The 23374-nt window shown below is 73.8% G+C and carries 24 protein-coding genes; 14 read left to right on the forward strand and 10 right to left on the reverse strand.

Annotated elements, in window-relative coordinates; all coding sequences use genetic code 11:
* Window positions 1-14 precede the first annotated feature (14 nt).
* Window positions 15-1229: an ABC transporter substrate-binding protein gene (locus B5D80_RS10340; RefSeq protein ID WP_088643604.1), complete on the forward strand. Its 1215-nt coding sequence runs from the start codon at window positions 15-17 to the stop codon at window positions 1227-1229.
* Between the two features lie 57 nt (window positions 1230-1286).
* Here the strand turns inward: B5D80_RS10340 and ddaH are convergent, their stop codons facing one another.
* Window positions 1287-2120: a dimethylargininase gene (ddaH, locus tag B5D80_RS10345; RefSeq protein ID WP_342747099.1), complete on the reverse strand. Its 834-nt coding sequence runs from the start codon at window positions 2118-2120 to the stop codon at window positions 1287-1289.
* A 59-nt stretch (window positions 2121-2179) separates the two neighbouring features.
* Here ddaH and B5D80_RS10350 point away from each other — a divergent pair, with 59 nt between their 5' ends.
* Window positions 2180-2638: an Lrp/AsnC family transcriptional regulator gene (locus B5D80_RS10350; RefSeq protein ID WP_088643606.1), complete on the forward strand. Its 459-nt coding sequence runs from the start codon at window positions 2180-2182 to the stop codon at window positions 2636-2638.
* Window positions 2639-2678: 40 nt separating this feature from the next.
* Here B5D80_RS10350 and B5D80_RS10355 read toward each other — a convergent pair whose 3' ends face one another.
* The 3 genes from B5D80_RS10355 to mobA form a co-directional block, all read right to left on the reverse strand.
* A complete protein-coding gene (locus B5D80_RS10355) occupies window positions 2679-3791 on the reverse strand; it encodes a T3SS (YopN, CesT) and YbjN peptide-binding chaperone 1 (protein ID WP_088643607.1) in 1113 nt (370 codons plus the stop codon).
* Window positions 3792-3936: 145 nt separating this feature from the next.
* Complete coding sequence (locus tag B5D80_RS10360; protein WP_088643673.1) at window positions 3937-4194, reverse strand: DUF6457 domain-containing protein; 258 nt, start codon at window positions 4192-4194, stop codon at window positions 3937-3939.
* The gene (mobA, locus tag B5D80_RS10365) at window positions 4191-4805 is read right to left on the reverse strand and encodes a molybdenum cofactor guanylyltransferase (RefSeq protein WP_425437185.1); all 615 of its coding nucleotides are present in this window, start codon (window positions 4803-4805) and stop codon (window positions 4191-4193) included. Before mobA ends, B5D80_RS10360 begins: the two co-directional genes overlap by 4 nt.
* A 212-nt stretch (window positions 4806-5017) precedes the next feature.
* Between mobA and fdhD the strand changes: the two genes are divergently transcribed.
* Complete coding sequence (gene fdhD, locus B5D80_RS10370; RefSeq protein WP_088643608.1) at window positions 5018-5872, forward strand: formate dehydrogenase accessory sulfurtransferase FdhD; 855 nt, start codon at window positions 5018-5020, stop codon at window positions 5870-5872.
* Window positions 5873-6004: 132 nt separating this feature from the next.
* Here the strand turns inward: fdhD and B5D80_RS10375 are convergent, their stop codons facing one another.
* Entirely contained in the window at window positions 6005-6259 is a 255-nt protein-coding gene (locus B5D80_RS10375; RefSeq protein WP_245854413.1) for a flavin reductase, read from the reverse strand.
* Complete coding sequence (locus B5D80_RS10380; protein ID WP_245854416.1) at window positions 6256-6555, reverse strand: hypothetical protein; 300 nt, start codon at window positions 6553-6555, stop codon at window positions 6256-6258. Before B5D80_RS10380 ends, B5D80_RS10375 begins: the two co-directional genes overlap by 4 nt.
* 475 nt (window positions 6556-7030) lie before the next feature.
* Here B5D80_RS10380 and B5D80_RS10385 point away from each other — a divergent pair, with 475 nt between their 5' ends.
* From B5D80_RS10385 to B5D80_RS10395, 3 genes are all read left to right on the forward strand, one after another.
* Window positions 7031-7837 carry a helix-turn-helix domain-containing protein gene (locus B5D80_RS10385; protein WP_088643609.1) on the forward strand — a complete coding sequence of 269 codons (807 nt, stop codon included), beginning with the start codon at window positions 7031-7033 and terminating at the stop codon, window positions 7835-7837.
* A complete protein-coding gene (locus B5D80_RS10390) occupies window positions 7824-8015 on the forward strand; it encodes a DUF397 domain-containing protein (RefSeq protein ID WP_088643610.1) in 192 nt (63 codons plus the stop codon). The genes B5D80_RS10385 and B5D80_RS10390 overlap by 14 nt, the downstream gene beginning before the upstream one ends.
* A gap of 210 nt (window positions 8016-8225) precedes the next feature.
* Window positions 8226-8417, forward strand: coding sequence for a DUF397 domain-containing protein (locus tag B5D80_RS10395; RefSeq protein ID WP_088643611.1), 192 nt, complete (start codon window positions 8226-8228; stop codon window positions 8415-8417).
* 285 nt (window positions 8418-8702) lie between these two features.
* Here the strand turns inward: B5D80_RS10395 and B5D80_RS10400 are convergent, their stop codons facing one another.
* On the reverse strand, window positions 8703-9749 hold the full coding sequence (locus B5D80_RS10400) for a DUF4192 domain-containing protein (RefSeq protein WP_088643612.1): 1047 nt from the start codon (window positions 9747-9749) through the stop codon (window positions 8703-8705).
* A gap of 153 nt (window positions 9750-9902) precedes the next feature.
* On the opposite strand from B5D80_RS10400, the gene B5D80_RS10405 reads away from it, so the two are divergent.
* The 5 genes from B5D80_RS10405 (at window position 9903) to B5D80_RS10425 (ending at window position 16656) form a co-directional block, all read left to right on the forward strand.
* Window positions 9903-10817 (forward strand): fructosamine kinase family protein, encoded by a 915-nt coding sequence (locus B5D80_RS10405; RefSeq protein WP_088643675.1) that lies wholly within the window; start codon window positions 9903-9905, stop codon window positions 10815-10817.
* Entirely contained in the window at window positions 10814-11827 is a 1014-nt protein-coding gene (moaA, locus tag B5D80_RS10410) for a GTP 3',8-cyclase MoaA (protein ID WP_088643613.1), read from the forward strand. Before B5D80_RS10405 ends, moaA begins: the two co-directional genes overlap by 4 nt.
* Window positions 11828-11829: 2 nt before the next feature.
* A complete protein-coding gene (locus B5D80_RS10415) occupies window positions 11830-12075 on the forward strand; it encodes a MoaD/ThiS family protein (protein WP_088643614.1) in 246 nt (81 codons plus the stop codon).
* 12 nt (window positions 12076-12087) lie between these two features.
* Entirely contained in the window at window positions 12088-13335 is a 1248-nt protein-coding gene (locus tag B5D80_RS10420) for a metallophosphoesterase (protein ID WP_088643615.1), read from the forward strand.
* Window positions 13336-13461: 126 nt separating this feature from the next.
* Window positions 13462-16656 carry a UvrD-helicase domain-containing protein gene (locus B5D80_RS10425; RefSeq protein WP_088643616.1) on the forward strand — a complete coding sequence of 1065 codons (3195 nt, stop codon included), beginning with the start codon at window positions 13462-13464 and terminating at the stop codon, window positions 16654-16656.
* 100 nt (window positions 16657-16756) lie between these two features.
* On the opposite strand, the gene B5D80_RS10430 is transcribed toward B5D80_RS10425, so the two are convergent.
* Window positions 16757-17428, reverse strand: coding sequence for a prepilin peptidase (locus tag B5D80_RS10430; RefSeq protein ID WP_088643617.1), 672 nt, complete (start codon window positions 17426-17428; stop codon window positions 16757-16759).
* A 124-nt stretch (window positions 17429-17552) separates the two neighbouring features.
* Window positions 17553-18527 (reverse strand): EamA family transporter, encoded by a 975-nt coding sequence (locus B5D80_RS10435; RefSeq protein WP_211291453.1) that lies wholly within the window; start codon window positions 18525-18527, stop codon window positions 17553-17555.
* A 76-nt stretch (window positions 18528-18603) separates the two neighbouring features.
* Between B5D80_RS10435 and B5D80_RS10440 the strand changes: the two genes are divergently transcribed.
* The 3 genes from B5D80_RS10440 (at window position 18604) to B5D80_RS10450 (ending at window position 22789) form a co-directional block, all read left to right on the forward strand.
* Window positions 18604-19260 (forward strand): LppU/SCO3897 family protein, encoded by a 657-nt coding sequence (locus B5D80_RS10440; RefSeq protein WP_088643618.1) that lies wholly within the window; start codon window positions 18604-18606, stop codon window positions 19258-19260.
* A 1653-nt stretch (window positions 19261-20913) separates the two neighbouring features.
* Window positions 20914-21408, forward strand: coding sequence for an LppU/SCO3897 family protein (locus tag B5D80_RS35095; protein ID WP_088643677.1), 495 nt, complete (start codon window positions 20914-20916; stop codon window positions 21406-21408).
* A gap of 136 nt (window positions 21409-21544) precedes the next feature.
* The gene (locus tag B5D80_RS10450; RefSeq protein WP_088643619.1) at window positions 21545-22789 is read left to right on the forward strand and encodes an ATP-binding protein; all 1245 of its coding nucleotides are present in this window, start codon (window positions 21545-21547) and stop codon (window positions 22787-22789) included.
* Window positions 22790-22798: 9 nt separating this feature from the next.
* On the opposite strand, the gene B5D80_RS10455 is transcribed toward B5D80_RS10450, so the two are convergent.
* Window positions 22799-23344, reverse strand: a complete 546-nt coding sequence (locus B5D80_RS10455) for a GNAT family N-acetyltransferase (RefSeq protein ID WP_088643620.1) — start codon at window positions 23342-23344, stop codon at window positions 22799-22801.
* Between the last annotated feature and the right edge of the window lie 30 nt (window positions 23345-23374).

Raw genomic sequence — 23374 nt, forward strand, 5'->3', positions numbered from 1 at the left:
CCGGAAGGATTTCGGTGTCGCAGATGAACCGCAGGCGGGCCCTTCAACTGCTGGCCGCGCTCGGCACGACCGGACTCGTCGCCGCCTGCGGCACGGACGACACCGAGACGCCGGCCCCGGGCAAGCCGATCAGGATCGGGCTGATCCGGCCGGAGAGCGGCGACGGCAAGACGATCGGCATCGACATCGAGAACGGCTTCCAGCTCTTCCTGGCGATGAACGGCCAGCAGCTCGGCGGCCATCCGGCGACGGTGGTGGCCGTCGACGAGGGCGACAACGCCAAGAGCGGCCAGGCCGCCGTCGACAAGCTGCTCGCCCAGAACGTGCTCGCCATGACCGGCGTGGTCAGCTCGACGGTGATGTCGGGCATCCGGGACGCGGTGGAGAAGGCCCGGGTGCCGCTGATCGGGTCCAACGCCTCCCCGCCCAGCCTGCAGAGCGTCGTCTACATCTGGCGGACGTCGTACGTGCTGGACGAGCCCGGTCGGGCACTCGGGTCGTACCTGCGGCGAACACTTCCCACCGGAAGCCGGCTCGCCATCGTCGCCCCCGAGGGCACCGCCAGCCAGGACGTGATCAACGGCTTCCGGGACGGCTTCGGCACCGACGACCCCCGGATCATCGGTGACCCCATCCTCACCACCGCCAACCCCACCCCCGGCGACAACGAGTTCGGCGCACAGATCAGCGAGGCGCTCAGCCGCCAGCCGGAGGGGATCTTCTGCTTCTACTCCGGCACCGCCGGTGAGCAGTTCATCAGGCAACTGCGTCGCAGCCGCTGGTTCGGTGACATCTACGCGCCCGGCTTCCTGACCGAGGGCAACATCCTCACCGACCTGCGCTCGACCCTGGTCAACGCGGACGAGAGCCTCAAGGCCGGCACCATCCAGACCGCACTGAACTACTCGGCCGACCTGAACAACAACGCCAACCGGATCTTCGCCTCGGCCTACCGGAAGACCTACAACGTCTCGCCCACCACCTACGCGATGGCCTCGTACGACGCCGCGCAGGTGCTCGACAAGGCGATCCGGCTGGCCGGTGCCGAGCCGACCGCGCAGCAGGTCAACCTGGCGCTGGGCAAGATCGGTCAGATCGACAGCCCACGCGGCCCGTGGCAGTTCAACCAGCCGCGTACCCCGCAGCAGAAGTGGTACCTGCGCAAGGTGCAGTTCGACGGCCGGCTGCTGTCCAACGTCCTGATCAACGAGATCGCCACGCTGGGCTGAGCCGTGCGGCACCCGGCCGGCCCCGGCGGGACCGGCCGTCCGTGGTGCCGGGAGCGGTCAGGGGCGCAGCTCGGCGATGCAGCACTTGACGCTGCCGCCGCCCTTCTTCAGCTCGGCCAGCTCCACCGGCACCGGGGTGTAGCCGGCCGCCTTGAGCTTGCCGGCCAACCGGGTCGCGTCGCTGTTGAGCACCACGTTCGCCCCGTCGCTGACCAGGTTCAGGCCGAAGGCCAGCGCGTCCTCGTCGTCGGCGAGCACCGCGTCGGGGAAGAGCTGGGCGAGCACCCGCTGGCTGGCCGCCGAGAACGCCCCCGGGAAGTACGCGACGTTGCCGTCGTCGATCGAGGCGAGCGCCACGTCCAGGTGGTAGAAACGCGGGTCGACCAGGCGCAGCGACACCACCGGCCGCCCCAGCGCCTCCTGCGCCTCGGCGTGCGCCGGCAGCTCGGTGCGGAACCCGTGCCCGGCGAGGATCAGCCCACCGTGCGCCTCGGGCAGGTAGGCGAAGTCGCCCTCACCCTCGTTGGTCTCGCTCGGCGCGATGAAGTGCCAGCCGTGCTTCTGGTAGAACTCCCGGTGCGCGGCGGCCTCGGCGGCCCGCTGCTCGTGCTTGAACTGCGCACCGTAGACCGTCCCGTCCACCACGAAGGCGCCGTTGGCCGCGAAGACCATGTCCGGCAGCCCCGCCTGCGGGGTGAGCACGTGCACGTCGTGACCGAGGCCCACCAGCGTGTCCCGCAGCCGGTCCCACTGATCGACCGCCAGCGCCACGTCGACGCCGACGGTGAGGTCCATCCACGGGTTGATGGCGTACTCGACCGCGAAGTGCTCCGGGGCACACATGAGATATGTCCGCTTTCGCGGCACACGCTGCTGGTTCACGGTCACCAAGGGTAGGTAGCGTAGAACTTTGGTAACAGCCAGAACCGTTGCTTCCCCGAGGCGGAACGTTGCAGATAGACGCGGTCGACCAGCGAATCATTGCGTTGCTCGTGGCGGACGCCCGAACCTCGTACGCGGACATCGGCGCCCGGGTGTCACTCTCCGCTCCGGCGGTCAAGCGACGGGTGGACCGGCTACGGGCCAGCGGGGTGATCCGGGGCTTCACCGCCGTGGTCGACCCGGCCGCCGTCGGCTGGACCACCGAGGCGTTCGTCGAGCTGTTCTGCGCCGGCCGGACCACACCCACCCAGCTCGGGGTGGCCGCCCGCCGGCACCCCGAGGTGGTCGGCGCGTACACCGTCTCCGGCGAGGCCGACGCGCTCGTGCACCTGCGCGCCGCCGACATCTCCCACCTGGAGGAGGCGCTCGAACGGCTCCGGGCGGAGTCGTTCGTCACCTCCACCCGGAGCACCATCGTGCTGTCCCGGCTGGTCGAGTCGCCGGGCGTCGGCCCGTCCACCCCCTGACACCGGTCGGGGGCGGCGGGCCGGTGCTCCCGGCGACGGGTCAGAGGTACATGCCGGTGCGATGCCCGCTGTCGCCCCGGCTCGGCTTGTCGCCCTCACCGAAGAACCGCTTCCCGCCGAACTCGCCGTGCAACCGGTCGTCGAGTTCGTCGGCGAGCCCGGTCATCACCTGCACGGCCAGCATCAGGTGGGTGGCCTGGAAGTTGCGCCCGAAGACCGGGATGGACGCCCACACCGTGTCGTCGGCGCAGTACAACCGGCCGATCGGCATCCGGTTGGTCAGCTCGGAGAGCTTCACGTACAACCGTTCCGTCGGCTCGACCTCGGTCAGCACCGGCGAGAAGACGTCCACCAGGGGCGGATTGTCCCGCACCCGGACGAAGACCATCGCCGACCCGGCCCGGATGTTGATGTCCCCGTCGGAGTCGATCTGAAGGTGCTCGGAGGTCGACTTGAGCATCGTCGACACCACCGTCCGGACCCGTTCGGGCAGGTCCAGCACCTCCTGCTCGGCGCTCTGGGCGCTCGCCGCGGCGGCCAGCGCCTCGTCCAGGTCGGCCTCGACGTCCCGGTCGGGGCCGAACTCGCTGCGCGCGGTGCCGAGCGCCTCGATCGGCAACGGCTCCCCCTCGGCGTCCTGGCTGAGATAGACCAGGAAGGCCGGGTGCGGTGCGCCGTACACGTCGCGCAGGGTGCGGGAGAGCAGGCCGGCCAGCCTGCTGGCGTCCCCGGTCGACCCGTCCAGGCCGAAGTGCTCGCCGGAGCCCGCCACCACGCCGGGCGGCGACCAGCCGAGCGCGATCATGTCGGCCACCGCGGCACGGTCCAGCCGGAAGCCCTGCGGCAGGGTGGCGTTGCCGACCGCCCGCGCGGAGAGCCGGCCCCCCTCACCCACGGCCACGCTGATCGAGTAGACGGCGTCGCCGGTGCCGGAGGCGGTCGGGTCCAGGGTCACTTCGAGCTGAGCCCCGGCGGGCAGCTCGCGCAGCCGTTCGGCGAGCGCCCGGGCGAACTCCCGCCACGCCTCGGTGACCTTGGCCCGCAGGTCGGCCGTGCTCGGCTCGTCCAGCAGGACCGACTCGTGGTGGTCGTGGTGCGCCGGCGAGGTGCCGGGCTGGTCACCGGTCGGCTTCGAGGGGTCGTCCGCCGTCATGATCGCCTCCGTCCGTCAAGGTCACCCTACCCAGGCGGGCCGGAGAACGAATCCACCGCGACCGGCATCGGACAACCCCGCCCGTCCCCGTCGCCCTTCCCCCGCCCGGGGCACGGCGTACCGGATCGTGCGCCGGTGTCCGCCGTCAGGAGGCGGGGCGCTCGCCGCCCAGTTCCACCGGCCACTGGGCGGCCAGCCCGGTGAGCCGGGCCGCCGCCGCTGCCGGGTCCGCGCCGCGTCCGACCGCCACCCCCAGCAGGTACGCGGTGACCGGCGCGCCCGGCCGCAGCACCTGGTGCGCGACGTCCCTGGCCAGATCCAGCACCGTCGGCACCGGCACCTCGGCCGGGTCGAGACCCAGCTCGGCGCAGGCCGCCGTCACCCAGTCGTCCAGCACGGTCATCGCGTCCACTCCTCCGCCCGGCGTACGTCGGAGTCAGTGTCGCAGTCGAACCACGGTGGCGGGCCGGCAGCGGACCAGGCCAGCTCGCGTACCGTCAACTCGCCCAGCAGCTCCCGCATGGACGCCCCGGCCAGCGCACCGGCCTCGGTTCGGCGGGTGGCGACCCGGTCCAGCGCGGCGCGCAACGCCGGCACCCGCCACACCCCGCACAGCGGCTGGCGTCGCCCCCGGTCGTCGACCAGGCAGACGCCGTCCGCCGCCGGGCCGGATTCGGCGGCGAGCGCGTCGAGCAGCACGCCGACGACCGGGCGGGTGAGCAACGGCAGGTCGGCGGCGAGCAGGGCGACGACCGCCGTACCGGGACCGAGCAGGGCCAGCCCGGCGGACGCGGCGGCCACCGGCCCACCACCGGCCGGCTCCTCCCGGGTCACCAGAACATCGGCCGGGAGCGCCCCACCCGGGCCGACCAGCACCCGGGGTACGGCGTCGGCGACGGCGGCGAGCACCAGGTCCCGCATCGGCCGGCCGTGCACGGGCACCGCCGGCTTGTCCCGCCCACCCATCCGGCGGGCCGCCCCACCGGCCAGCACCACCGCCGCGTACGCCGTCACCCGGCCACGGTAGCCGCCGGGCCCGGCCCGCGTGCTCCGGTCGCACAGCCTCCCGGTTCCGTCCCGTCCCCGCTGCCGGGCCGACGCCCGCTGCCGGCGGCCGGGGACTATCGGGCGGTGCCGGCGGCCGGGGACGGCCGGGTGGGCGCGGTGGGGCCGCAGCCAGGGTGGTCAGCGTGCGGGGGGCCGGGCGGGCGGGGCAGGATGGCGGGATGGGACGGGCCACTGACCGGCGGAGCGTGCTCCGGATCGACCTCGACGCGGCGGACGACACCCGGGTGGCGCTGCGCCGGCCGGACACGCTCGCCGTGGAGGAACCGCTGGAGATCCGGGTCGGCCCCGGCGGGCCGGGTCGACGCCGCCCGCTGGCGGTGACCATGCGTACCCCCGGGGACGACCTCGACCTGGCCATCGGCTTCCTGCTGACCGAGGGGCTGATCCGCAGCGACGCCGACGTGCACACCGCCCAGCTCTGCTCCGGGGCGGAGACACCCAACACGTACAACGTGGTCGACGTGGTGCTCTCCCCCGGCGTGCCGGCACCAACGACGGACCCGGCGCGCAACTTCTACACCACCAGCTCCTGCGGGGTGTGCGGGAAGGCCAGCATCGACGCGATTCGTACCCGGTCCCGGTTCACCGTCGCCGACGACCCACTCACCGTGCCGGCGAAGCTGCTGGCGGAGCTGCCCGACCGGCTGCGCGCCGCGCAGCGCGCCTTCGACCGCACCGGCGGCCTGCACGCGGCGGGCCTGTTCAGCCCCGACGGGGAACTGGTGGTGCTGCGCGAGGACGTCGGCCGGCACAACGCGGTGGACAAGGTGGTCGGCTGGGCGGTCCGGCAGCGGCGGCTGCCGCTGTCCGGCCATCTGTTGTTGGTGTCCGGCCGGGCGAGCTTCGAGCTGACCCAGAAGGCGTGGATGGCGGGCCTGCCGCTGCTGGCGGCGGTCTCCGCGCCGAGCACCCTCGCCGCCGATCTGGCCGACGAGGCCGGGCTGACCCTGGTCGGCTTCCTCCGTGGCCGGACCATGAACGTCTACACCGGCACCCACCGCGTCACCCCCTGACCCGCCTGCGGTCGGCGCGGAGTCGTCAGGCGTGGGGCGTGATCGTGGAGACTTCTTGTCGCCGGGGCCGCAACAACTCTCCACAGTCGACCGGCGACCGCGACCGCTGCCGATTCCGGCGGCCGGGAGGGATCAGCGGTCCGGCGGGCGGACCCAGGTGAGGAAGCGGTCGGTCACGTCGATCCGGCGACCGCTGTCGAGCTGCGTCAGGTGTTCGGTCGCCTTTGCCGACAACCCGGTGAGCAGGGCGAGCAGTCCGGGCAGGTCGTCGCCGTACCGCGCGAGGAGGGCGAGTTTCGCCTCCCCGCACGGCCACGGGTTCGCGTCGACCCGGCACAGCCAGATCGGCCGCAGCGGCGTGTGCCGGCCGGGCAGCGCCCCGGTCACCGCGTCCCCACCGACCTGAGCCGCCGCCCCCGGCCACCCTGCGGGAGCGCCGCGCCTGCCGGCCGGTCCGGCTGCGCGAGCCGGCGCGCGCCCGCCGGCATCAGGAACAGGGTCCGCCGCCGGACCGCGTCGCCTGCGGCATTCAGCTCGTACGCGTCGATCCAGACCCAACCGTGGTACGTGTGCCAGTCGGCCAGCACCCGGATGACCCGGACCGTGATCGGCCGGATGAACTGCACACTGGCGGTACGCGACAGGTGCAGCACGTCTCCCGACCTGACCTCCGGGCCGGTCACCGGGGCCCCTGGTTCCGGCCGTACGCCCAGCGGTGTGCCGGCACGACGCCGGCCATCCGCCCCGGCCCCCGGTACGGCGGCACGAGCGGCCCGATCGGGCCAGGGACGATCGGGCGCGCGGGTGGCCCGGGATCGGATACGGGTTCGGGGCGGGGTGCGGGCTTCGGGCCCCGGTCGGGCTTCGGCTTCTCCCTGGGCACGGCGTCTCCTCTGTGTCGGTGCGTCCGCGTCGGTGCGTCCGCGTGGGTGTGTCTTCGTCGGTGTGGAGGAGGGGCCGGCCGCCCTTCCACGGCCGGCCTCTCCGGCAGACGCCGCCGCCAGCTCTCGACCACTACCGACAGCGCCGCCCCGGTGACACTCTGGTGTGGAGGTCACTAGGCTCGGAAGGTGCGACGAACGTTCGGGCTGAGCCGGATGAGGAACCGCCGACGAGGTGGCGGCATGAATAGTCGATCTTCAGATTGGGGCGCCGTGCATGGCTGACGTACCAGATCCGCTCGCCGATTTCGTCGTTGCCGAGATCCGCCGTGCCCGGGGTGCCGCCGGTATGACGCAGGAGGCGTTCGGGCGGGGTGCCGGCTTCAGCGCGTCGCACGTCAGTGCCGTCGAGGGGGGCACCCGGGCGCTGACCCTGGATTTCATCAAGGGAGCTGACCGGGCGCTCAGCACCGGTGGGCTCTTCGAGCGGCTGGTGAGCAAGCTCGGCACACCGTCGTGGTTCCTGCCGTGGCTCGACGCCGAACGCAACGCGACCCAACTCAGGTACTTCGAGCCGAACCTGATTCCCGGCCTACTACAAACCGAGGCCTACGCCCGCGCGGTGCTTCGAACTGTCGACAGCCTCACCGACGACGAGGTGGAACAGCGGGTGTCGGCACGAATCGACCGACAGAGAATTCTGACCGGCGCGCATCCTCCGCAATTGGTGGCGGTGCTCGACGAAAGGGCGGTGCGCCTAGCCGGCGAGGGCTTCGGTGTCGTCATGGGGCAGCAGATCACGCAACTCATCGCCAGGGCAGAACTGCCGCATGTTCATGTGCACGTCATCCCGGCAGTCACCGGGCTGCATGTCGGACTGTCCGGGCCGTTCGCTCTGGCGCGCTCCGGCGGTGGGGTGTGGGTCGGGCACCTTGAGAACCAGCTTGGCGGCGTTGTGGTCGACAAGGATGATGAGTTGGCTACGCTCCAAGCGCGGTGGGAGAACGTCCGGAACGAGGCCCTTCCGCGTCGGCAGTCCATCGATCTGTTGAAGGAAGTTGGGAGCCAACATGGACCTCAGTAACGCCACGTGGCGGAAGTCCACCCGCAGCGGTGCGAGCGGTGGGAACTGTGTCGAGGTTGCCGACAACCTTCCCGGTGCGGTCGCCGTGCGGGACTCCAAGGACCCGGACGGGCCGGCCCTGACCTTCGCCCCGGCCTCGTGGCGTGCGTTCGTCGCCGGGCTGGCCGCCCGCGCCTGACCGACCTGCACGGTGAGGTGCCTGCTCCGAGTTCCGGGGCAGCCACCTCACGCCAGCGGCCAGGAAGGCGTAGACGTTCGGCGGTCCACCGCTTCCCTCGCGGCACCGGAACACTGTCTACGCGACGCTGAAGACGTTCCTGAATGGGGAATCTGAGCCACCAGTCCAGACACCGGCATCTAACCGAAAGGCTGCGAGAGGGGACAACCCGTGAGACTGATTGATGCGCGTTGGCGGAAGTCCACCCGAAGTGGCACCAGCGGCGGTAACTGTGTCGAGGTTGCCGACAACCTTTCCGGCGCGGTCGCCGTGCGGGACTCCAAGGACCCGGACGGGCCGGCCCTGACCTTCGCCCCGACCTCGTGGCGTGCGTTCGTCACCGGGCTGGCCGCCCGCGCCTGACCGACCTGCTCGGTGAAATGCCTGCCCCGAGGTCCGGGGCAGGCATTTCACGTCAGGGAGCGACCTGGCATTCCATCGCTGACGTGCCCGACCCGGCCGTTGGAGAGCATGGGCTGCTATCACTCCGGCCAGCTGCCGTGTCCGCCCCGACACCATGCCACTGACAGCCGTATGCCTGTCAGGCATGAATATGACTGCCAGGAATACTCCTCTCCGAGACCACATAGCCCCGACCATCCTCACCGACAGTGACCCTGCTGCCGCCCGCATCAGCGGGGCGGCGGGTCAGCGGGAGCGGCGGGGCCGGCGACGACGGCGGCGCAGCACCTCCGGCTCGGTCACGGCCGGCCATCCGTCCAGGTCGGACGGCGGAACACCGCGCCGCAGCAGATCGTCGAGGAGCCGGGCGAGGGTGTAGTCGGGGCGGACGGTCAGCGCCCGTTCCAGGGCCACGGCGGCGAGCGCGCCCTGGCCGGCCCGCCAGGCGGCGAAGGCGAGCAGGCAGGCGGGGGCGGGCACCAACTCCTCCTCGCTGCGGCGAAGCACCTCGCTCCACAGGGCGATGTCCTCCTCCCGGCCGTCGGTGCGTTCCCACGCGTGGTCGCGTACCGGCAGGTGGGTCAGGAGCAGGGTCAGCCAGGCCACCTCGTCGTCGGTGAGCCGGTCGCCGCGCCGGTGCCGGCGTTGCGCCTGGCGTACCGCCGTGGTGCCGGCCCTGCGGATGGCCCGCTCGCCGGACTCGTCGGTGTCGGGGGCCGTCTCCAGCAGGCCCAGCAGGCGGCGTTCGGCCCGGTCACCGGCCCGGCGCAGGGCGGCCCGGTCGACGCCCTCGGTGGGGGCGACCTGCGCGGCGAGTGCCGCCCGGTCGGGGAGCGCCACCTGACCGGCGTAGACCGCGGCGGCGGCGACCTGGCTGGCGTCCGGGTCGTACGAGGTGCCGTCGGCTGGGCAGCAGTCCGGCGCTTCGCAGAGGTAGGACCAGTAGCGGCGACCGGTCACCCGCAGCGCGTCGAGCACGGGCAGGCCGAGGTCGGCCAGCGCGGACCGGACGGCGTCCACCGCCGGGGTGACCCGTTCGGGCGGGCCGAACCCGACGACGGTGGTGGCTTCGGCGTCCTGCCGGCCGATCACGTCGCCGAGATGTCGCGCCGGCAGGGCCGGGTCGGTGCCCGGTCCGGGCAGGTCGGCGCGGGCGGCGAAGACGATCCGCCGGCCCCGCATCGCCACCACCACGATGCTGTCGACGGGGTGGAAGCCGATCAGGTACGGCACGGCGGTGATCAGGTCGGCGGGCGAGCGGACGGTGAGCCGGGGGCGGTCGGTCGCGTTCATGTCCGGCAGCGTGCGGCGGGCGGCCCCAGCGCCGACAGGCCCTGTGGACGACACGCAAGTTATCCACAGATACGGAGAGTGTTCATGCAGGTCGACGCGATTCGGCAGGCGACGCGGCCCACCGGGGTCGGTCCGAGCGGCTACCTTGCGCTCATGGACCTGGCGTACCTGCGGGCGCACCCGGAGCACCTGCCCACCTTCCTGACCCACCAGCGCATCCGGGAGACCCCGGTGGCGGGCGGGGACAGTTGCGTGGCCTCCCGGCTGACCCTGGACGACGGCCACTCGGTCTTCACCAAGACCTGGCCGGAGCGGGCCGGTCGAGCGGTGCCGGCGGGCTTCTTCGACACCGAGGCCGCCGGGCTGCGCTGGCTGCGGGAGGCCGGCGCGGTGGCCGTACCGGAGGTGGTGGTGGCGCTGCCGGAGCTGTTGGCGCTCGACTGGGTCGACCCCGGCGAGCCGACGCCCGGGGCGGCCGAGCGGTTCGGCCGGGAGCTGGCCGGCACGCACCGGGCCGGCGCCGACCGGTTCGGGGCGGTGTGGCCCGGGTTCATCGGCACCCTCGCGCAGGACAACACCCCCGACGAGGGGCCGTGGCCGGACTGGTTCGCCAGGCGACGGCTCCTGCCGTACCTGCGGATGTCGGTCGACGGCGGTGCCCTCGACGGCCCGGACGCCGCGCTGGTCGAGCAGGTGGTGGCGCGGATCGGCGAGTTCGGCGGCGACGAGCCGCCGGCCCGGCTGCACGGCGACCTGTGGCCGGGCAACCTGCTCTGGGGTGCGGACGAGCGGGTGTGGCTGGTCGACCCGGCGGCGCACGGCGGGCACCGGGAGACGGACCTGGCCCAGCTCGCGCTGTTCGGCGGCCCGCCGCACCACGACCGGATCATGGCCGGCTACCGGGAGGCGTGGCCGCTGGCCGACGGGTGGCGGGAACGGGTGCCACTGCACCAACTGCACCTGCTGCTCGTGCACACCGCCCTGTTCGGTAGGGCTTACCGCGATGCGGTCGTCGGTGCCGCCCGAGCGGCGCTGCGGGGTGCCGGCCGCGCTACGGTCGACGGGTGACCGCCGCCCCGACGACCGCCGGCGTCCTCGTCGACCGGTACGGCCGGATCGCCCGGGACCTGCGCGTGTCGCTGACCGACAAGTGCAACCTGCGCTGCACCTACTGCATGCCCGCCGAAGGGCTGCCCTGGCTGGCCGGGCCGCAACTGCTCACCGACGAGGAGATCGTGCGGCTGGTCCGGGTCGCGGTGCAGCGGCTCGGGGTGACCGAGGTGCGGTTCACCGGGGGAGAGCCGCTGATCCGGCCGGGGCTGGTCGGCATCGTCGCCGCCGTGGCCGCGCTCACCCCCCGGCCCCGGATCTCGTTGACCACCAACGGTCTCGGCCTGGACCGGCTCGCCCCGGCGCTGCGCGACGCCGGGCTGGACCGGGTGAACGTGTCGCTGGACACCCTCGACGCGGCCCGGTTCGCCGCGTTGACCCGCCGGGACCGGCTCGGCGACGTGCTCGGCGGGCTGGCCGGGGCCGCCGCCGCCGGGCTCGCCCCGGTGAAGGTCAACGCGGTGCTGATGCGCGGGGTCAACGAGGACGAGGCACCGGCGTTGCTGCGGTTCGCCCTCGACCACGGCTACGAGCTGCGGTTCATCGAGCAGATGCCGTTGGACGCCCAGCACGGCTGGGACCGGGCCACGATGGTCACCGCCGAGGAGATCCTCGCGTCGCTGGCCGCCGGGTTCGCCCTCACCCCCGACCCGGCGCACCGGGGCGCCGCCCCGGCCGAGACCTGGCTGGTCGACGGCGGCCCGGCCCGGGTCGGCGTGATCGGCACGGTGACCCGGCCGTTCTGCGGCGACTGCGACCGGACCCGGCTCACCGCCGACGGCCAGGTGCGCAACTGCCTGTTCGCCACCGAGGAGTCCGACCTGCGTGGCGCGCTGCGGGCCGGCGCGGACGACGCCGACATCGCCCGCCGCTGGCAGGCCGCCACGGTCATCAAACGGGCCGGGCACGGCATCGACGACCCGACGTTCCTGCAACCCGTCCGGCCCATGTCGGCGATCGGAGGCTGAGGGTGGACCTCACCGTCCGGTACTTCGCCGGGGCGCGGGCCGCCGCCGGTCGCAGCGAGGAGACCGCATCCGCCGGCCGCCCGCTGGACGAACTGCTCGGTGAACTCGCGCACCGGCACGGCCCCCGGCTGGCCGCGGTGCTCCAGGTGGCGAGTTTCCTGGTCGACGGAGTGGCCTGCCATGATCGTCAGACACCGTTGCCGGCCGGGGCCACGATCGACGTGCTGCCTCCCTTCGCGGGCGGCTGAGGAAGGGCTGCCGTGTTGGCGATTCTGGGGTTCGTGGGCACACTCGCCCTGATCACCGGCCTGATCCACTTCTACCTGTGGAAGCGGCTGGTCAAGGACACCACCGGGCCGGGCCGGTGGCGGCGGGTCGGCACGGTCGTCGCGCTGGTGCTGGCGGTGCTCGTCCCCGCGACGATGGCGGGCACCCAGATCGCCGGGGCGTTCTGGCTGGCCTGGCCCGGTTACCTCTGGCTCGCGGTCATGTTCTACCTGCTGATCGTGCTGCTGGTGCTGGAGGTGCCGATGGCGGTGGCCCGGCTGGTGCTGCGCCGCCGCAGCGCCGCCGCCGAGGCGACCACCGCCGCCCCGGAGCCGGCGCTGGTCGGTGCGGCCGGCGGCGCCGACCCGCCGGCCGCCGAGGCGGTGGACCGCCCCGACCACGACGAGTCCCGCCGGTTGCTGCTCGCCCGGGGGGCCGCCATCTTCGCCGGGCTCACCGCCGCCGGCATCACCGGGTACGGGGTCCGCACCGCGCTGGGCCCGCCGCAGCTCGACCGGGTACGCATCCCGCTGGCGAAGCTCCCCCGCAGCATGGACGGGCTGCGGATCGCCACCGTCTCGGACATCCACCTCGGGCCACTGCGCGGCCGGGCACACACCGAGCGGATCGTCGAAATGATCAACCGGCTGGACGCCGACCTGGTCGCGGTCGTCGGTGACCTGGTCGACGGGTCGGTCGCCGAACTGGGCGAGGCCGCCGAGCCGCTGCGTGACCTGCGGTCCCGCTACGGCAGCTTCTTCGTCACCGGCAACCACGAGTACTACTCGGGGGTCGAGGAGTGGGTGGCCGAGGTCGACCGGCTCGGTCTGCGGGTCCTCCAGAACGAGCGGCAGGAGATCCGGGCCCGGGGCGGGGTGCTCGACCTGGCCGGGATCAACGACGTCACCGCCGACGGCACCGGCGTCGCCGGCCCCGCCGACTTCACCGCCGCGCTCGGCGGCCGCGACGTCAGCCGCCCCGTGGTGCTGCTCGCCCACCAGCCGGTCGCCGCCCGCGAGGCGGCGAAGTTCGGCGTCGACCTGCAACTCTCCGGGCACACCCACGGCGGGCAACTCGCACCGTTCAACCTGGCCGTCAAGCTCCAGCAGCCGGTGGTCTCCGGCCTCGGCGAGGTCGACGGCACCAAGGTCTACGTCACGAACGGGGCTGGTTTCTGGGGCCCTCCGGTCCGCGTCGGCGCACCGCCACAGGTGACCCTGGTGGAGCTGCGTGCCCCGTGACCTGCCCGGACGGGCCGGGGCCGCGCACATAGCGCGTCCGGGCGGCGGAGTCCAGCACCGGATTGCTCAGGTCACGCGTACGCGTGGCGGCAGGCGGGTAGTGGACCAGCCGTGACAGGATGCGGCGTGCCTCCGTTCAACGCCGCTCCCCCTGGTGGCGTCCCGCCGTTCGTCGCGGACCTGCACATCCACTCGAAGTACTCCCGCGCGTGCAGCCGCGATCTCACCCTGCCCAACCTCGGTTGGTGGGCCCGACGCAAGGGCATCGGGGTGCTCGGCACCGGGGACTTCACCCATCCCGCCTGGTACGACCACCTGCGGGAGACCCTGCAACCGGCCGAACCCGGCCTGTACCGGCTCGGCCCGGAGGCCGAGGCGGACATCGCCAGGCGACTGCCGCCCCGGCTGGCCGACGCGGCGGAGGCCGACCCGGTCCGGTTCATGCTGAGCGTGGAGATCTCCACCATCTACAAGCGGGACGACCGGACCCGCAAGGTGCACCACCTGATCTACCTGCCCGACCTGGACGCGGTGGCCCGGTTCAACACCGCGCTGGGCCGGATCGGCAACCTCGGCTCGGACGGCCGGCCGATCCTCGGCCTGGACTCCCGGGACCTGCTGGAGATCACCCTCGACGCCAGCGAAGACGGCTACCTGGTGCCGGCGCACATCTGGACGCCGTGGTTCTCCGCGCTCGGCTCGAAGTCGGGCTTCGACGCGATCGCCGACTGCTACGCCGACCTGGCCGAGCACGTCTTCGCGGTGGAGACCGGGCTCTCCTCCGACCCGGCGATGAACTGGCGGGTCGGCAGCCTGGACCGCTACCGGCTGGTCTCCAACTCCGACGCGCACTCCCCGCCGGCCCTGGCCCGGGAGGCCACCGTCTTCTCGTCGGCCCGTGACTACTTCGCCATCCGCGACGCCCTGCGGACCGGCGACGGGCTGGCCGGGACGATCGAGTTCTTCCCCGAGGAGGGCAAGTACCACGCCGACGGGCACCGGCTCTGCGGCGTCAACTGGGCGCCGGAGCGCACCCGGGCGGCCGGCGGGCGCTGCCCGGAGTGCGGCAAGCCGCTGACCGTCGGGGTGCTCAGCCGGGTCGAGGAGCTGGCCGACCGCCCCGACGGGCACCGCCCGGAGCACGCCCGCGAGGTGACCCACCTGGTGCCGCTGGCCGAGATCCTCGGTGAGATCAACAAGGTGGGGCCCCGGTCCAAGAAGGTCGAGGGGAAGCTCAACGAGCTGGTCGCCGCGCTCGGCCCGGAGCTGGAGATCCTCACCCGTACCCCGGTCGACGAGATCGGCCGGGTCGGCGGGGAACTGCTCGCCGAGGGCATCGGCCGGTTGCGCCGGGGCGACGTGCGCCGAGTCCCCGGCTACGACGGCGAGTACGGCGTGATCACCCTCTTCGACCCCGCCGAGCTGGGCGGGGCCGCCGGAGCGGGGCAGGAGACGCTGTTCGACGTACCGGTGCCGGCGCAGCGCAGGCCGACGGAGCCGGCGGCGAAACCGAAGGCCAAGCGGCCGGCGGCGGCGAAGGCCGAGCCGAAGCCGAAGCCCGCGCCGACCCCGCCACCGCCACCGATCGCCTCGGCCCCTTCGCCGCACGAGCCGTTCGAGCCGATGCTCGCCGGGATGGAGGAGGTCGGCACCGGCCTGCTCGACCGGTTGGACGCGATGCAGCGGGTGGCCGCCTCCGCGCCCGGCGGCCCGCTGCTGATCGTGGCCGGGCCGGGCACCGGCAAGACCCGCACGCTGACCCACCGGATCGCCTACCTCTGCGCCGAGCTGAACGTCTTCCCCGAGCAGTGCCTGGCGATCACCTTCACCCGGCGGGCCGCCGAGGAGCTGCGGCACCGGCTCGACGGGCTGCTCGGCCCGGTCGCCGAGGACGTCACCGTCGGCACCTTCCACTCGCTCGGGCTGGCCATCCTGCGGGAGAACGCCGCCGCGGCCGGCCTGCCGGAGGGGTTCCGGATCGCCGACGACGCCGAGCGTGCCGCCGCCCGGACGGAGGCCGGCGACGACCCCGCCCGCTACACGGCGCTGCTGCGCAAGCAGGACCTGGTCGACCTGGACGAGCTGCTGACCCTGCCGGTCGCGCTGCTCAAGGGCGACAAGAAGCTGGTCCGGGACTACCGGGAACGCTGGCGGTGGATCTTCGTCGACGAGTACCAGGACGTCGACGCCGTGCAGTACGACCTGCTGCGGCTGCTCAGCCCCGCCGACGGCAACCTCTGCGCGATCGGCGACCCGGACCAGGCGATCTACTCGTTCCGGGGTGCCGACGTCGGCTACTTCCTGCGCTTCTCCGAGGATTTCACCGACGCCCGGCTGGTCCGGCTCAACCGCAACTACCGCTCGTCCGCGCCGATCCTGGCTGCCGCCGTCCAGGCCATCGCGCCGTCGTCGCTGGTCCGGGGCCGCCGGCTCGACCCGGCCCGGCTCGACCCGGAGGCCCCGCTGGTCGGCCGCTACCCGGCGGCGTCCGTCGCCGACGAGGCCGACTTCGTGGTACGCACCGTCGACGACCTGGTCGGCGGCCTCTCCCACCGGTCGTTGGACTCCGGACGCATCGACGGCCGGTCCACCAGCCTGTCCTTCTCCGACATCGCGGTGCTGTACCGCACCGACGCGCAGGCCGCCCCGATCGTGGACGCCCTGGCCCGAGCCAACATCCCGGTGCAGAAGCGGTCGCACGACCGGCTCCGGGACCGGCCCGGTGTCCTGGCGATCGCCCGGGAACTGCGGCACACCGACGGCTCCACCGGTGGGCTGCCCGCCCGGGTCCGGGCCGCCGGCCAGGTGCTCGCCGAACGGTTCGCCGCCCCCACGCTGGACGCCGCCGGCACCGTACGCCCCGAGGACGTGCGGACCGCCGTCGACCTGCTCACCCCACTGGCCCGGCGCTGCGGCGACGACCTGGAACTCTTCCTCTCCCAGCTCGCCACCGGGGCCGAGGTGGACGCGCTGGACCCGCGCGCCGAGGCGGTCACCCTGCTCACCCTGCACGCCGCGAAGGGGCTGGAGTTCCCGGTGGTCTTCCTGGTCGGCGTCGAGGACGGGCTGCTGCCGCTGCGCTGGCCCGGTTCGACACCCGACGACGACGCGATCGCCGAGGAGCGGCGGCTCTTCTTCGTCGGGCTGACCCGCGCCCAGGACCGCCTCTACGTCAGCCACGCCGCCCGCCGGGTCCGGCACGGAACGGAACGCGACTGCCGGCCGTCGCCGTTCCTCGACGTCGTCGACCCGGGCCTGTTCGAACGGTTCGGCGAGGCCGAACCGCGCCGCCCCAAGGACCGTCAGCTCCGCCTGATCTAACGACCTGTCGACCGACCTACGGGGTCGAGGTAGCGGTATCCGCCCGCGCTGTTACCGCTCGGTGCGCGACGTTGCTGCCCACCCGTCCCGGGGGCGCGGGTCAGGCGAGGAGGACAGCGAGCCAGGCACCGGTGAGCAGGGCCGGGCCGAACGGCAGGGCGGTGTCCCGGCGTACCCGGCCGGCGACCAGCAGCGCCAGCACCAGCACCCCGTTGAGCAGGTGCGGCAGCAGCAGGCCGAGCCAGAGGGTGGGCCAACCCAGCCAGCCCAACGGCAGGCCGAGCACCGCCGCCAGCTTCACGTCACCGAAGCCGAGCCGGGACCGGGGCAGCAGCGCCAGCACCACGTACAGGAGGAAGGAGAGCGCGGCACCGGCCAGCGCGAGCGCCAGACGGCCGGGGCTGCCCGCGGCGACGGCGGCCACGGTCAGTGCGGTGCCGCCGCCGAGCGCGGCCGCACCGACCAGCGGGTCGGGCAGGCGGAGGCTGGCCAGATCCACCACCGCCAGCACCACCCCCACGGCCGCCACCAGCAGGAACGCCGGCAGTGCCGGCTCCGGGCCACGCGCGACGGCCAACCCGGCGCAGACCACCGCCCCCACCACGGCCGGAGGCACGCCGTGCCCGGGTTGCCCGGTCGGTCGGGGAGCGGCGTGCCCGGCCCGCGACGGTCGCGGGGGCTCGGGCGGCGGGAAGGCGCGGGCGATGCGGGGGGCGGCGAGGCCGGCCAGCGCACCGAGCGTCGCCGCCGCGGTCACCAGCATCCCGGTCATCGCGGCTCCGGGCGGCAGGCCGCCGCGCCACGCACGACCGGCGGCAGGCCGGGCAGTGGGCTCGGGGTCGGCTGGCCGGGCCGCGCGTTCGGGGTCGGCGGGCCGAGGGGCACGGCCGTCGACGTTACCGGCGGGACGGCTCCGAGACCGCCCCGTCGACGACCGGTCGGCGGGGCCGCTCGGTCGTCACCACCAGCGCCACACCCGCCACGATCACCGCGCCACCGAGCAGCACCTGACCGGTCACCGGCTCGGCGACCAGCAGCGCGCCGAGCGCCACCGCCACCACCGGATTGACGTACGCGTAGGTGGCGGCCAGCGAGATGGGGGCGTTCGCCAGCAACCAGACGTACGCGGTGAAGGCCACCAGCGACCCGGCCACCAGCAGGTACGCCAGCGCCAGCCAGGACCGGGTGGTCACCTGGGCCGGGGAGAACCCGCGCAGCTCACCCCGGGCCAGCGACAGCACGGACAGGGCCACCGCCCCGGCGACCATCTCGTAGACGGTGGCGACGAACGGATCGGCGGGCATCCGCAGCCGGTTGGACAGGAACGACCCCACCGACCAGCAGACCGCCCCCGCGACCACGGTCAACGCCCCGAACAGCGGCACCGCACCGGACCCGCCCCGGGGAAGCACCAACAGCACCAGCCCGAGGAAGCCCAGCGTCACCCCGGCGAACGTCCACCCCGGCGGGCGGTCCCCGGTCACCGTACGGAGCAGCACCACCAGCAGCGGGACGGTCGCCACCAGCAGCGCGGCGATCCCCGACGGCACCGCCACCCCGGACGGACCGGACTCGGCGAGCACCACCAGCCCGTTGCCGCCGGCCAGGAGCAGCACCCCGACCAGCGCGGCGGAACCGAGCTGCCGGCGGTCCACCCGCAGCGCGCCCCTGCCCCGCCGCAGCCGCAGCACGACCGCCAGCACCAGCGCGGCACCGCCGAACCGGGCGGCGGCCGACCCGAGCGGCGGCATCGACTCCACCACGACCCGGATACCGAGGTACGTGGAACCCCACAGCACGTAGACGAGAATCAGTGCCGTCCAGATCAGGGCTGGTCGGGCGGGTGTCGCGGCCGAGGGAGATGAGCTCATCGCGGGACCACGCTACGGTGACCACGTCGGTGGCGTCCTTCGGATGGCCGGCATCTCGGCACGCGGGAGGACGGGCATGGCGAACTACGGACCACCGGGGGGCTCCCCGGAACCGTGGGGTGGGCGACGCCCGGACGACCGCTGGAGCCCGCCCGCGCCGGAGCAGCCCCCGGTCGTGCCGTCCCAGCCGTCCGGCCACCCGCCGTACCGGCAGCCGGGGGAGTACGGGTCGGTCGATCCGTACGCGGTCGTCTCGCCGACGGCGTACCCGGGTGCCCCGACACCGGCGCGCGGTCGTGGTCCGCTGGTGGCGGTGCTGGTCGTGCTCGGGGTGCTGGTCCTCGGCGGTGGCATCCTGTGGTACCTGCTCAGCGACGACGACGGAGCACCGTCCACGACCGGGGCCGTCCTGCCGACGACGCCGGTCGAGCCGGACGGGGCGGCCTCCGGTCCGACAGCCACCACACCCGCCCCCGCCTCGTCGGCCGACCCCCGGTTCGTCAAGGCGGGACAGTGCGTCCGCAACGAGGGCCCGGCCGGTGGCAAGCCCAAGCTGCTGATCACCGCGTGCGCTCCGAAGACGTACGAGGTGCTCCGCCGTTTCGACGGAGCGACCAGTGGTGAAAGGGACGCCGAGGCGAAGTGCGGCGTGGTGGAGGGCTACACCAACTGGTACTTCTTCGACAGCGAGCTGGACACCCTCGACTTCGTCCTCTGCCTGAAGCAGCGCTGAGCCCACCCCTGGGGAGAGAGATTGTCAACCTTCGGCCCACCCGACTCCGGCCGTCCCGACAAGGAACACCGGCCCACGGCCTCCGAGTCCGAGCCACCCACCGAGCCCCTCGGCTCCGAGCCGCCCACCGCGCCGATCTCCCCGGAACCAGCAACGGAACCCATCGGCCGGTCCGACCCCGAGCCGCCGACCGCGCCGATCCCCCCGGAACCAGCAACGGAACCGATCGACCGGTCCGAGCCGGAGCCGCCGACCGCACCCCTCGCCCGGTCCGGGTCGGCGACCGGGGGAGTCCCGTCTGACGCGGACGCGCCGACGGCGTCGATCCCGGCGGAGCCGGACGATGCGCCGACGGCTCCCCTCGCCCGCGACCAGGACGAGGCACCCACCGCGCCGACCACCCCGGTCCCGTCGACCGCCGACGAGACGCCGACCGCACCGATCTCGTCGCCTCCCCCGCACCCGGCCGACGAACCGCCGACCGCACCCGTCGCGGCCGACCTCTACGACCAGCCGACCGCGCCCCTCACGGGCGACTCCAGCGAGCAGCCGACCGCGCCTGTGTCCGCCGGGCCGGTCCCGACCGGCCAGGACGACGAGCCGACCGCCGTGTCGACCGGACCGGTCGCCGGCCCGGCGGGCGAACCCGACACCGCCCCGGTCGAGGCGGCGACCGAGCCGATCCGGGCGCAGGACCCGGAGCCGCCGACCGTGCCCGTGTCGCGGGAGGCGGACGAGCAGGCCACGGCACCCGTCCCGGCGGTGGAGGAACCCCCGACCACGCCAATCTTCGCCGCCCCGCCGGAACCGCCGACCACGCCAATCTTCGCCGCCCCGCCGGAACCGCCGACCACGGCGATGCTGGCGACCCCACCGGAACCGCCGACCGCACCGATCTGGGCCGGTACGGACGACGCACCAACCACGGCGCTGCGCAACGAGCCGCCGACGGCTCCCGGTACCGGTGATGCGGCGACCGCCCCGATCGCCACGCCACCGGAACCGCCGACCACCCGACTGCCGGTGTCGGGAGCCGGGCAGCCGGCGACGCCCCCGCCGGCCGGCGGCTACTCCCCGACCACGCAGATGCCCGCGTCGACCGGCGGGTACTCCCCGACCACGCAGATGCCGGCATCGGAGACCCCGCAGCCCCCACCCACGTCGGGAGCGGGGTACCCGCCGCCGCCCACCTCGGGGGCCGGTTACCCGCCACCGCCCACCTCGGGGGCGGGCTACCCGCCGCCGGACACGTATCTGCCGCCGACGGGTCAGCCGGCGGCGTCCGCGGAGGCCGGTTACCCGCCGCCGGGGCCGTTCCCGCCCGCCGGGCCGACGGCAGCGCCGGCAGCGGGCGCGTTCGCCGCACCGGCGTCGCCCTCACCGACCGGCTACTCCGGCCAGGCCGCGCCACCACCGCCGTCATCCGGATTCCCCGGGGCGGCCGCACCCACCTCCGGCTACCCCGGCCAGGCCACGCCACCACCGTCCTCCGGATTCCCCGGGGCCGCCGCGCCCACCTCCGGCTACCCCGGCCAGTCGGTACCACCTCCGTCCTCCGGATTCCCCGGGGCGGCCGCTCCGACGTCCGGTTATCCCGGTCAGGCCGCGCCCGGGTTTCCGGGACAGCAGCCGCCGGGCTTCCCGGGGCAGCCCGTGCCGGGGTATCCGCCCCCGCCACCGGCGAAGGGGCGGGGCGGCCGGATCGCGCTGATCCTCGGGCTGGTGGTGGTCCTGCTGCTCTGCTCGTGCCTCGGGGTGGGCGGCTGGTTCTTCCTGGCCTCGGATGACGGTGACGGTCCGGCGACCCCGACGGGCAGCTCCGCCACCCCCACCGAGAACGGGCCGACGGAGAGCACCCCGACGGACGTGCCGACCCTCGAACCGACGACGGCCGAGCCGACCCCCACGCCGACCAGGGCGGAGCAGATCGTCAAGGGCGACTGCGTGGTCAACGACGGTACGGCCAGCGACGCCGAGCTGCGCAAGGTGCCGTGCGGCCCGAACACCTACGAGGTGCTGCTGCGCATCCCGGCGTCCACGAACGGGGAGCGGTGCCGGTCGTTGGCACCGGAGTCGAACGCCAACTACGTGCACGACAACTCGGTCGACCTCTTCGACTACGTGCTCTGCCTGCGCAAACGAAGCTGAACAGGAAAGTATGGGGCTGTCTAGCGTGGATGCTAGACAGCCCCATATTCCGGTCGAGGGTGGGTCGGCGACACGCCGGTAGCCCCGTCTACGCATCTCTAGTCCGCAGGCTAGAGCGCCCGATACTGTGCGATGCGTGGATCCGGTCCGCAACCCGTACGCCCCGGGCGCCGGTCAGCGCCCGCCCGAACTCGCCGGGCGGGGGCGGGAGCTGGACGTCTTCGACGTGGTGCTGGAACGGATCGCCCGGGGACGCCCCGAACGCAGCCTGATGCTCACCGGCCTGCGCGGCGTCGGCAAGACGGTCCTGCTCAACACGCTGCGTTCGCAGGCGATCAACCAGCTCTGGGGCACCGGCAAGATCGAGGCCCGGCCGGACCAGTCGCTGCGTCGGCCGATCGCCGCCGCCCTGCACATGGCGGTCCGGGAACTGGCCCCCCGGCACCGCGCACCGGACCGGATCGACGCCTTCCTCGGCGTACTCAAGGCGTTCGCGCAGCGCAGCGCACCGACCACCGGGCGGGCCGGTGCGGCCCCCCGGTTACGCGACCGGTGGCAGCCCGGCATCGACGTGCCGGCCAGCAGCGGCCGGGCCGACTCCGGCGACATCGAGATCGACCTGGTGGAGCTGCTCACCGACGCGGCGGCGGTCGCCGGGGACGTGGGCACCGGCATCGCCGTCTTCATCGACGAGATGCAGGATCTCGGGGCGGAGGACATCTCGGCGCTCTGCGCGGCCTGCCACGAGCTGTCCCAGCTCGGCGCGCCGCTGATCGTGGTGGGCGCGGGTCTGCCGCACCTGCCGGCGGTGCTCAGCGCCGCCAAGTCGTACTCGGAGCGGCTGTTCCGCTACCTGCGGATCGACCGGCTGGACCGGATCGCCGCCGACCAGGCGCTGTGCGCGCCGGCCGAGCGGGAGCAGGTGGAGTACGAGCAGAAGGCCCTCGACCTGCTCTACGAGTCGTCAGGCGGCTACCCGTACTTCGTGCAGGCGTACGGGAAGGCGACCTGGGACCACGCTCCCCGGTCACCGATCACCGACGCGGACGTGCGGGTCGCCGCGCCGGAGGCGGAGGCGGAGCTGGCTGTCGGTTTCTTCGGTTCCCGGTTCGAGCGGGCCACCCCCGCCGAACGTGAGTACATGCGGGCGATGGCGACGCTGTCCCAGGTGGCGGGCGAGGCCGACGGCGGTGGTCGGGACGACATGGACGCCGCCGTGCCGACCGCCGAGATCGCCCGCGCGTTGGGCCGCAAGCCGGCGAGCCTCTCCCCGGCCCGGGACGCGCTGATCAAGAAGGGGCTGATCTACTCCGGGGAGCGCGGCACGGTCGCCTTCACCGTCCCGCACTTCGGCCGCTACCTGCGTACCCAGCCGTCGTGACCGCCGGGGTCAGACCCGGGACCACGGCGGCGGGAAGACCACCTCGCCGCGCGGTGGTGGCGGCGCGTCGCTGACCTCCGGCGGCAGCACGAGCGCCTGCCACGGCTCACCCAGCCCCGACCAGGGGCTGACCAGTCCCATCCGGTCGGCCCGGGTGAAGCCGAACCGTCTGTAGTACGCCGGGTCGCCGAGCACCACCACCAGCCGTTCGCCCAACTCGGTGGCGGCTTCCAACGCGGCCTGCACCACCGCCGTGCCGTGCCCGACCCGTTGCCGGTGCGGGGCCACCGCCACCGGCCCGAGCACCAGCGCCGGGACGCGGACCCGGTCGGTCTCGACGTGCACCCGGGTGAGCAGCGCGTACCCGACCACCTCGCCGCCGTACTCGGCGACCATCGCCAGTTCCGGCAGCCACGCCGCGCTGCCGCGCAGCTCGTCGACGAGCGCGACCTCACCGGGGGTGGTGCGGTCGGGGCGGGCGAAGGCGGCGGCCAGCACCCGGCGGACCGGGCCGGCGTCGGCCGGGCCCTCGGGACGCAGCCGCAGGGTCGTCACCCGCGCGACGTTACCGGTCGGAGCCCGTCC

Origin of the sequence: Micromonospora wenchangensis (genome assembly GCF_002210435.1) — a bacterium.
Classification (GTDB): Bacteria; Actinomycetota; Actinomycetes; order Mycobacteriales; family Micromonosporaceae; genus Micromonospora; species Micromonospora wenchangensis.